At 55.2% G+C, this 6,460-nt stretch carries 8 protein-coding genes and 1 tRNA gene; all 9 read right to left on the bottom strand.

Translation table 11 applies throughout. The features are described 5' to 3' along the window. Window positions 1–13: 13 nt before the first annotated feature. Window positions 14–86, bottom strand: a tRNA-Gly gene (locus ABYP39_RS16515). A 126-nt stretch (window positions 87–212) separates the two neighbouring features. Beyond that, window positions 213–770, bottom strand: coding sequence for a CDP-diacylglycerol--glycerol-3-phosphate 3-phosphatidyltransferase (gene pgsA / locus ABYP39_RS16520; RefSeq protein WP_372783642.1), 558 nt, complete (start codon window positions 768–770; stop codon window positions 213–215). Between the two features lie 69 nt (window positions 771–839). After that, window positions 840–2,666: an excinuclease ABC subunit UvrC gene (gene uvrC / locus ABYP39_RS16525; RefSeq protein ID WP_372783644.1), complete on the bottom strand. Its 1,827-nt coding sequence runs from the start codon at window positions 2,664–2,666 to the stop codon at window positions 840–842. 13 nt (window positions 2,667–2,679) lie between these two features. Next, a complete protein-coding gene (locus tag ABYP39_RS16530; RefSeq protein ID WP_372748943.1) occupies window positions 2,680–3,324 on the bottom strand; it encodes a response regulator in 645 nt (214 codons plus the stop codon). 113 nt (window positions 3,325–3,437) lie between these two features. Next, window positions 3,438–4,043 carry an alpha-ketoglutarate-dependent dioxygenase AlkB gene (locus tag ABYP39_RS16535; protein ID WP_372748942.1) on the bottom strand — a complete coding sequence of 202 codons (606 nt, stop codon included), beginning with the start codon at window positions 4,041–4,043 and terminating at the stop codon, window positions 3,438–3,440. Between the two features lie 4 nt (window positions 4,044–4,047). Further along, entirely contained in the window at window positions 4,048–5,067 is a 1,020-nt protein-coding gene (murB, locus tag ABYP39_RS16540; protein WP_372783646.1) for a UDP-N-acetylmuramate dehydrogenase, read from the bottom strand. Then, a complete protein-coding gene (locus ABYP39_RS16545) occupies window positions 5,064–5,537 on the bottom strand; it encodes a low molecular weight protein-tyrosine-phosphatase (RefSeq protein WP_372758581.1) in 474 nt (157 codons plus the stop codon). Before ABYP39_RS16545 ends, murB begins: the two co-directional genes overlap by 4 nt. Next, complete coding sequence (kdsB, locus tag ABYP39_RS16550; protein ID WP_372758580.1) at window positions 5,534–6,313, bottom strand: 3-deoxy-manno-octulosonate cytidylyltransferase; 780 nt, start codon at window positions 6,311–6,313, stop codon at window positions 5,534–5,536. The genes ABYP39_RS16545 and kdsB overlap by 4 nt, the downstream gene beginning before the upstream one ends. Then, on the bottom strand, window positions 6,313–6,453 hold the full coding sequence (locus ABYP39_RS16555) for a tetraacyldisaccharide 4'-kinase (protein ID WP_372783648.1): 141 nt from the start codon (window positions 6,451–6,453) through the stop codon (window positions 6,313–6,315). Before ABYP39_RS16555 ends, kdsB begins: the two co-directional genes overlap by 1 nt. Window positions 6,454–6,460: the final 7 nt, after the last annotated feature.

Raw genomic sequence — 6,460 nt, forward strand, 5'->3', positions numbered from 1 at the left:
GCCGCCCTCCGGGAGCGGACGACCGGGCTCGAACCGGCGACCTCAACCTTGGCAAGGTTGCGCTCTACCAACTGAGCTATTCCCGCATGCTTTGGCCTTTCGGCCAGCCTACAGAGCCACGCTTGGCGCCCTGATCAGCGAAGGCGGTTATTCTATTCACTGGGGGCTGTGAGTCAAGCGATGAACCGCAATTGGTTGAAAATAAAGGAACGTTACGGATTTTCCGGGCGAAGATCAGGCCATGCGGCACGCAGATATACAATCATTGACCACAGAGTGAGCAGGGCCGCCACATAGAGCGCAATCATATTGATCGTATACAACACACCGTCCCGACTGTCCTGAAACAGCAATAGCCCGATGATCGCAATAATCTGCGCCGTGGTTTTCAACTTGCCGATATACGACACGGCGACGCTGGTGCGCTTACCCAGCTCCGCCATCCACTCTCTCAGCGCAGAAATCACGATTTCGCGGCCAATGATCACTACCGCTGGCAGCGTGAACCACCAAGCATCGTAGGCTTCAATCAGCAACGCCAGTGCTATCGCCACCATCAGTTTATCCGCCACCGGGTCGAGGAATGCCCCCAGCGGCGTAAACTGGCCCAGCTTGCGCGCAAAATACCCGTCCGCCCAGTCAGTAATGCCGGCGATGGAAAAAACCAGCGCCGTGTAAAACGCTCGGTTCTCCAGCGGCAGATAAAACAGCACAACAAATACCGGGATGAGGAAAATCCGGAACAGCGTTAAAAGATTGGGAATATTCATGAATGATCCGACTGCGTAGTCCCCCCATTTTAGGGAGCTTTAGCCCGAGAAGCTACTGAAGTACTCGTGTTACTCGCTTCGCAGGCTGTCATAGATGGTTTGGGCGATTTTGGCACTGATACCTGGCACCCGCTGTAAATCCTCAATACTGGCTGAGCGTATGCCCTGCAAGCCCCCAAACTGGCGCAGCAGCTCCTTGCGACGCTTGGCGCCAACACCCGGAATGCTATCTAGCGTGGACTGCCGTCGCTTTTTGTCGCGACGGTTTTTATGTGCGGTAATGGCAAAGCGATGGGACTCATCTCGGATATGCTGTATCAGGTGGAGCGCCGGGCTATTGCCAGGCAACCTCAGCTCCTCACCGGTATCGCCACGTATCAGCACCTCCAAGCCCGCCTTGCGGTCACTACCTTTGGCCACACCGAGCAACAACATATCCGGCAGATTCATTTCTTCCAGAACATTTTTTGCCGCCCCGAGCTGCCCTTTACCACCATCGATAAGCAAGATATCGGGCACCGGGAACTCCCCCGCCGCTACCCGCTTGTAGCGCCGCGTGAGCGCCTGCGCCATGGCCGCGTAATCATCCCCTGCGGTTATGCCATCGATATTGAACTGCCGATAGTCAGACTTTAACGGCCCGCTGCCGTCAAAAACCACACAGGAGGCCACAGTGGATTCGCCCTGGCTGTGGCTGATATCAAAGCACTCGAGGCGCTGAGGCATCTCTTCCAACGATAAGGCGGCCTGCAGAGCCTCGTAGCGCGCTGTGGTATTGGCCTGGGTCGCCAACCGGGTGCCCAGATTCTGTTCTGCGGCGGTTTCCGCGAGGCTGAGCCACTTGGCCCGTGCGGCGCGTACGTTCAGCGAGATGTTGAGTTTCTGCCCCTTAGCTTCAGTAAGGGCGCTGGCCAGCAATGCAGCATCTGGCAGAGGCCGGTTTACTACCAGCTCCCGGGGCATGTCGCGATTACTGGCCAGATAATACTGTGCAATAAACGCTTCGAGCACTTCACCCTCGGTTTCTTCCAACTGCAGCTTAGGGTAATAACTGCGACTCCCGAGAATGCGGCCGGCCCTAACGTAAAGCAGCTGCACACAGGCCTGCCCGGCGCGAATAACGGCGGCAACAATATCCATATCGCCAGCTTCACCCTCGATCCACTGACTTGCCTGCACCTTCTGCAACTGCGATATCTGGTCGCGATACTGGGCCGCTTGCTCAAACTCAAGCTGCTCGGCCGCAGCTTCCATTTGATCCGCCAGCTCTTCGATCACCGAGGCATTTTTGCCTTCCAGAAACATCATGGTATGACGGACGTCTTCGCCGTACGCATCCTTGCTGATTTTATTGACACACGGTCCGGTACAACGGTTTATCTGGTACTGCAAACAGGGGCGACTGCGGTTGGCAAAGTAGCTGTCTTCACACTGCCTCACCCGGAACACTTTCTGTAACAAATTCAGGCTTTCGCGCACCGCCGAGGCACTGGGATAGGGCCCGAAATAGCGCCCGTCCGCAGCTTTGGCGCCGCGATGAACGCTGATTCGCGGATAGTCATGCTGGGTAGACACATAAATATGAGGATAGGATTTATCGTCCCGCAACAGGATGTTATACGGCGGCTTGTACTGCTTGATGAGGTTCTGCTCCAGCAGCAGCGCCTCACCTTCGGTCGCTGTTACTGTCACATCAATATGCGCAATGCGCTGCACCAGCGCCATGGTCTTGGCCGCCAGCCCTGAAGCCCTAAAATAACTCGCCAGCCGGCTACGCAGGTTTTTAGCCTTGCCAATATAGAGAATGTCCCGCTCGGCATCCTGCATCACATAGACGCCGGCTTTGCGAGTAACATTTTTCAGAAAATTTTCGTGGTCGAAGGAGGTACTGCTCATGTGCCGTGGCAGGTCAGGATGTCGTGGGCAACTCTACCACACCGTGCCGCAATGCCAACCACGCCAACTCTACATCGCTGTTCACGTTAAGCTTCTCAAAAATACGATAACGGTAGGTATTCACCGTTTTTGTACTGATATTGAGCACCCGCGAAATGCTGGCCACTTTTTCACAATTCACCAGCATCAGTGAAATTTCCAGTTCCCGCCGCGACAGGGAATCAAACGGTGACGACTTTTCACCCAGGCTATGCAGCGCCATGTTGCCCGCGGCTTCCGGACTGATATAGCACCCTCCCCGCAGTACGGTCTTAATCGCTTTGACTATATCGTCAAAGCTGGAACCCTTGGTGACATAACCACTGGCACCGGCTTTCAAAAACTGGGACGGGTAAGGTTCGTCAGAATACACACTTAGGCCAATAACCTTGGTACTAGGACAGGTCTGCACAATGCGACGGGTGGCGCCAAGACCGCCCAAGCCCGGCATCTGGTGATCCATAAGCACAATATCCGGACGGTATTGCTTCGCCCCTTCAATTGCCTCCTCACCCGTTCTTGCGGTGGCGACAATCTGGTAGCTTTGCTCGGCTTCCAGCATCTTTTCGACACCAAAACGAACCAATTCGTGATCGTCAGCCAACAGGATACTGACCATGCTCGATACTCCTGCATCGCCGTTTCATCCCTGCCGGCGCTTGCCACTGTCCCTGTGTTTGTAGTTGTCGCCGCTACCAGCCCGCGTATAACCGGTGCAGCCGTCGGGGGACGTTAAACCAGAACCTGGCGAAAGGTCAGGTTGATACGGCCACTTGTCAGCCGTTTGTCCGCTGGAATACCGTGCAGCCATTCACGCTGAAAACGGTCCGCCATTACCAGCAGCGATCCCCCGCTTAACACTATTTCTCGTTTAATCTTGTTATTATCGCGCCGCTTTATCACGAAACGGCGATCACTACCCAGACTGACTGACGCTATTACCGGGTTTTCACCCAGTTCGCGCTCGTCATCAGCATGAAAGCCCATGGTATCAAGTCCATTTCGATACCAATTGAGTAACACGGTATTAAATCGTGTCCCAAGCAGACTGTCGATACGATTTTTCATCAAGTGTAACGTTGGGCTCCAACCGCTGGCCTCATGGCGCAGGCCCGAATACCGGTAACTTACCCCTTCATCGCCCTGAAAAGCCGTCAATCGTGGCACTTTGTGCCGTTTTCCGTAGAGATTGACTTCCGGCTGTTCCCAAGTCACCTCTCGCACCAGCTGTTCGTACCAAGACTGGTGGTCACTCAAAAAGGTCCTCTGTATACCAAGCCTGCTCTGCCCCAATGCTATCCATTGCATGGCGGATTCTTCGGCAAACAGATCTGACATCGGACTAACCGTAGACTCTGGGCTCGATGTCCAGCTCTACGCCGAAACGTTCGCTTACCGATTCTGTTATGGCCCGAGCCAGAGCTAACACCTGTTGGCCTGCAACTCGCCCCGGATTAATCAGCACCAGCGCCTGCTCGTGATAGGTACCCAAACCGGAGAGATCGCCCTCGCCCCTATAGCCTTTCCAACCCGCCTGCTCCAATAACCAACCTGCCGCGAGCTTAACTCCTGACGCGACTGGCCAGGCCGGCATCGCAGGATGCGCATTGCGCAGCCGCTCATAGCAGGCCTGATCAACAATCGGGTTTTTGAAAAAACTGCCGGCATTGGGCAGCGTATCCGGCGCCGGCAGTTTTCTGGCGCGCACGCGACGTACCGCCTGCGCAACAGCCTCCGGTGTTGGCGTTTCATCGGCCAGCTCGGCCATCAGGGCAGGATAACTGGTTTCCGGCTGCGCTATTTTCGAAAGCCGCAACTCAACCGCCGTTATCACAAAGCGATCCTTGAGCGTATGTTTGAAGATACTGTCTCGATAGGCGAGTTCACAAGCCTCACGCTCCAGTCGCCGCATCGTCCCCGCTTCAATATCGTAGCCGACCACTGCTTTTAGCACCGAGCTGAGTTCCACCCCATAGGCGCCGATATTCTGGATGGGCGCCGCGCCCACATTGCCGGGAATGGCGCTCAGGTTTTCCAGGCCATACCAACCCTGATCCAAACTGAATCGAACAAAATCATCCCAATTTTCGCCCGCAGCCACCTGAACCGTTACCGCGTCAGCGCGTTCTTCCAAAATCTCCGAGCCCCGTAGATTCAGTTGAATGACTAACCCGGGGAAATCGCTAGCCAGCACGATATTACTGCCACCACCCAAGACCATGCGTTCCAGACCCTGCTGGCGGGAATAATCGACGGCTTCCTGAAGGGCGCCCAACGAATCAACCGCCACTAGGTAGCGGGCTCGCGCTGGCACCGCAAGTGTATTAAAGGGCTGCAGTGAAACGGCCTGCTGAAGTTTCAAGAAGACGTCTCTTGGATATGCCGGATAAGCCCCAGAGAGGCATCCTCTACCAGGTCAAACACGTATTCAAAGCCCTCGTCACCGCCGTAATAGGGATCAGGAACTTCACGTTCAGTAAAGCGTGTCGCAAATTCCAGGAAAAGCCTGACCGTCGCGGTATGCCCTGCCGGCTCCAACGCCAGCATATCCTTCAGGTTGCTATTGTCCATCGCCAGCACATAGTCGAAGCGGGCAAAATCATCTCGGGTAAACTGCCGGGCGCGCAAATGAGTCATATCGATGCCACGGGTTTTGGCCGTGGCCGTTGCCCGCTTGTCCGGCGAATGACCAATATGCCAATCTCCCGTGCCGGCTGAATCCACCATTATTTGCGACGATAATCCACGCTGTTGCACCATGTGCTCAAAGACAGCATGAGCCGTTGGGGAACGGCAGATATTACCCAGACAAACAAACAGTACCCGGGTCACTGACCACCCCCAGCCTGCGTATTCCCAACAACCTCACGCACAGCATCAAGATCGGCCTGGGTGTCGACACCACCGGGAATGGCGGCACTGGCAGCATCGACATGAATACGCACACCATTTTCCATGGCCCGCAGCTGCTCCAGTTTTTCAGCCGCTTCCAGCTGCCCCATGGGCCAATTGACGAAATCGTTAAGCAAACTTACCCGGTACGCATAAATGCCAATATGACGCCAAAACGGAATATCGGCGGGCAAATTGTCTGGTGCGGCTGCAAATTCGTCCCGCGCCCACGGCACGCAGGCACGGCTAAAATACAGGGCGAAACCATCTACCGCTCTGGCTATTTTTACCACGTTGGGATTTTGTAGGGCGGCCAGCGTTTCGATAGGCTCTGCCAGTGTTGCCATTCTGGCCTGAGGATGAGCCGCTAAATTGGCGGCCACCTGATCGATCACTGCAGGCGGAATCAATGGTTCGTCGCCCTGCACATTGACCACAATCTCGTCGTCAGCCATTGCCATCACACTGGCAACTTCCTGTAGCCGGTCCGTACCCGATTGATGCGCTTCACTGGTCATGCACACCTGGGCACCGAACTCCTGACAGGCGCTGAATACCCGCTCATCGTCGGTTGCCACAATGACTCGACTAGCACCGCTCATGCTCGCTCTCTCCCAAACGTGCTGGATCATTGACTTACCTCCAATATCCAGCAGTGGTTTGCCCGGCAGGCGAGTGGAAGCAAAACGGGCGGGAATGATGACGCTAAAACTCATCAACGAGCTTCCTCTGTTAAAGTTTTCAACTGTTTATCAAGGCCAACAAAGAACTCCGCAGGCAACGCTGCGGTCACAGGCAGCATCCAGAAATTGTCGCGGGCGAAAGACTGACATTTTACCGCATCTTTTTCGGTCATCACGACC

This window comes from Litorivivens sp. (assembly GCF_041625495.1).
Classification (GTDB): Bacteria; Pseudomonadota; Gammaproteobacteria; order Pseudomonadales; family Spongiibacteraceae; genus Litorivivens.

What these genes read in the sequence shown, in the direction of transcription:
- pgsA (WP_372783642.1), bottom strand. Translation starts at nt 770, where the DNA reads ATGAATATTCCCAATCTTTTAACGCTGTTCCGGATTTTCCTCATCCCG.
- uvrC (WP_372783644.1), bottom strand. Translation starts at nt 2,666, where the DNA reads ATGAGCAGTACCTCCTTCGACCACGAAAATTTTCTGAAAAATGTTACT.
- ABYP39_RS16530 (WP_372748943.1), bottom strand. Translation starts at nt 3,324, where the DNA reads ATGGTCAGTATCCTGTTGGCTGACGATCACGAATTGGTTCGTTTTGGT.
- ABYP39_RS16535 (WP_372748942.1), bottom strand. Translation starts at nt 4,043, where the DNA reads ATGTCAGATCTGTTTGCCGAAGAATCCGCCATGCAATGGATAGCATTG.
- kdsB (WP_372758580.1), bottom strand. Translation starts at nt 6,313, where the DNA reads ATGAGTTTTAGCGTCATCATTCCCGCCCGTTTTGCTTCCACTCGCCTG.
- ABYP39_RS16555 (WP_372783648.1), bottom strand. Translation starts at nt 6,453, where the DNA reads ATGACCGAAAAAGATGCGGTAAAATGTCAGTCTTTCGCCCGCGACAAT.